Source organism: Abditibacteriota bacterium, from assembly GCA_017552965.1.
Classification (GTDB): Bacteria; Armatimonadota; UBA5829; order UBA5829; family UBA5829; genus RGIG7931.
In genome coordinates, this window is record JAFZNQ010000050.1 from 1 (window position 1) to 2,400 (window position 2,400).

Below are 2,400 nucleotides of genomic sequence, written 5' to 3' on the forward strand. Positions count from 1 at the left end.
CAGTCTTTTTTTTTTCGCCCGCTCTCTCCGGCGGTGGGCATGGCGTTGTTCCCTTTGTCCCGTTCAACAACACGTCATATCGGCGGTGAGAGCACTCTGCTCTCACCGGTAAGATATCCCCTGTCACGGAGCTGCAAGCCCGGGTCATCGCCAAGCTCAACGGGACAAAGAGAATGTTCCTCTCCCGGCGGTGGGAATGGCGTTGTTCCCGGGGCTTGACGTCTCGTTTGTCTGAGATTTCTTACCCCCTCGCAGGAGAAACTATGCGCAAACAAGGCTGTTGCCGCTTTATTTTGTAAAAAAGTATTGATGATCGCTTTTTGTCTATGCTATTATGAAAATGTATTCTGCAACTAATTTCAGGAGCATGATTGATATGACTGATCACTCGTTTTTTCCACGCCGGGCGGCATACCGGGAACAGACCGGAGAAAAGCGCGGCCCTCAAGACTCGCGCTGCAAATCTTCGCATGCCTGTGCGTGTTCTTTGCGGCCTCCTGCGTCTTTGCCTCGGGCATGGCTCCCATGTTACAGGAAGCGACAGCATATCAGGGCGGAAGCGACAGCCACCCCGAGCTTGCGCATTTTATAGATCACGAAATAAATACTTACAACGGCAAATATTATGATGTGACCTGCGGGTGGGGGCCTTATGACTCGCTCAATGATTACTTTGAAGACGCGGTTTATTTTCGTATCTTCAGAATCAGTGATGGTCAAACTATCCAGATAAACCATTTCCTGGACTCGTCAGATTTTTCTTGTAGTTTATTGTGAGGTGTTATTATGAAGCGGCTGGCTGTTTTGGTTGTCGTGCTTATATGCGCAATGATCCTGGGCTATGCGGTTTTGAAGGCCGAAGAAAGCGGAGCTGCTTCCAACATAGTTGACACCGCGTCCGACATTGTTTATGACAAGGTATTCAACAGAAAGCCCGGCACAATGCCGATCTTTCCCAGCTATACCATATCCGACTACAAGGAGCTCTATCAGCATCCGGCTATTCCGGAGGAAGTCCCGGAGAAATATCACAAATATCTCGGGGACAACAATCTGTATGCCACAGCGATCACATTCAAAGACGATACTGTGTATATCTGCAAAGACCTGAGATACGGAAAGGGACAGCATATACTTTACACCACTGTTGATGAAAGCGGGTTAACACTCAATCACTCCTGGGCCGACTCGATCAGGAAAGCGATGAATGAAGCCGGCAAGGATTTCAAGTGTATAAAGAAAGAGAAGATCGCCAGCGGACTCACTATGTATGTGTTTGACGTCACTGAGCTTCGCGGCAAGGCCACCAAACCGCGTGTATTCAACGACAAGCCCGGCGGCGAAGGCATGCTAAGATATATGTCTCTCAGAGACGACAAAGGGACAGAGCTATGGAATCGCGCTTATGACGATTTTGATGTCAAAAGTTTGTCCGAGCGTTTAAGAATAAATGACGACAGGTTTATCCTGACCGCAAAGAAACAGGCTGACGGCAAATACATGCTGGTTGAGAGATATGACAGCGGCGTATGGTATGTAGATGCCACGGAGAGCCCCAAGGTCGTCGAATGTTATTCCATGAACTGTGCAACAACGCAGCTGATCGGAGCGGGTATATTCATCTATCCCAAAGAAGGAAGCATCCTGAGCGACAACGTCGTCAGGCTGAAATATGACGATGGGGTCATCAGGCACGTCAGAGTGAGGCAATCCACAAAGGACGTGATACAGAATCTGATCGCCCGTGATGAGATGAACTGTCCGCTCCTGTGGATCAACAAGGATCTGGTGAGTAAGAATAAGGAACTGATGAAAGAAGGTATAACGCCTTATGAAGAACGGATCAAGGCGCACGATTTCAACAAGGTCCGCGCTATAGAGCCGGCAGTTTACTAAAAGTTGCCGCAGGCCCGGTCCTGCGCGACCGACGGATCTCTAAGGAGTAAGATATGAAAAAATACATAGTTTTGGCGGCGGCGCTGCTCCTGCTGCCTGTGTCGGGAGTCTTCTATGGGGAACCCCAGGACTCCGAAGAGCAGACCGACACGGAATATATAGCAGAATACGTGGACAGCCGGCTCGAAGAGGCTGCCTCTGCTGAAGGCGAGGCCTTCTCCGGGGAAGAGGCTGCAGACGGTGTTCCCGACGCCCTGGCGCCGGAGGCCGCCGGAGAGACGGACACGGACTTTCTCGCCGTTCACAACGACTACGCCTATGAGGAGGAGGAGGCTCCTTCTCCCGGCAGCGGTCTGGCCCCCCACATCAGGATCATCCGGCATGCCAATAACGACGGCATGACCATCACCGACGACGGCGAGCTGACACAGTGGGAACGGGAAGACTGCTGGGTGAAGATGCATGAGGCTATGCCCTCCTACTGCAAGCCCTATCTGGAGGACA

Annotated in this window: 2 protein-coding genes; both read left to right on the top strand. The window is 51.2% G+C overall.

Going from position 1 to position 2,400, the window contains the following annotated elements:
• Nucleotides 1-786: 786 nt before the first annotated feature.
• Nucleotides 787-1,896 (top strand): hypothetical protein, encoded by a 1,110-nt coding sequence (locus IK083_04875; protein MBR4748890.1) that lies wholly within the window; start codon nucleotides 787-789, stop codon nucleotides 1,894-1,896.
• A gap of 53 nt (nucleotides 1,897-1,949) precedes the next feature.
• On the top strand, nucleotides 1,950-2,400 hold a 451-nt coding region (locus IK083_04880), incomplete at its 3' end, for a hypothetical protein (GenBank protein MBR4748891.1).